Source organism: Exiguobacterium sp. s150 (assembly GCF_018618435.1).
GTDB lineage: Bacteria > Bacillota > Bacilli > Exiguobacteriales > Exiguobacteriaceae > Exiguobacterium > Exiguobacterium alkaliphilum.
On record NZ_JACSMC010000093.1, the window covers coordinates 1 to 382 of the forward strand.

A 382-nucleotide genomic window follows, 5' to 3' on the forward strand; every position below is an offset into this window, starting at 1 on the left:
AACAAGGTAGCCGTATCGGAAGGTGCGGCTGGATCACCTCCTTTCTAAGGAAAATGCCCCTGTGGCATTGCCCATCGTTCAGTTTTGAGAGACCAAATCTCTCGACAATCAAATTATGAGGGCCTATAGCTCAGCTGGTTAGAGCGCACGCCTGATAAGCGTGAGGTCGGTGGTTCGAGTCCACTTAGGCCCACCATTTTTTTGAGAATTCCATCACGGGGCCTTAGCTCAGCTGGGAGAGCGCCTGCCTTGCACGCAGGAGGTCAGCGGTTCGATCCCGCTAGGCTCCACTTTTGTTCCTTGAAAACTGAAGATTCATCAAGACATCAAACCAAAATTTCACATATGGTCCGTGAGGACCGTGTGTCTTAGACGCTAGATC

The 382-nt window shown here is 50.8% G+C and carries 2 tRNA genes; both read left to right on the plus strand.

Going from position 1 to position 382, the window contains the following annotated elements:
- The first annotated feature begins 119 nt into the window (after nucleotides 1–119).
- Nucleotides 120–196: transfer RNA gene (locus KNP76_RS15695), tRNA-Ile, on the plus strand.
- A 21-nt stretch (nucleotides 197–217) separates the two neighbouring features.
- A tRNA-Ala gene (locus KNP76_RS15700) sits at nucleotides 218–290 on the plus strand.
- The last annotated feature ends 92 nt before the right edge of the window (nucleotides 291–382 follow it).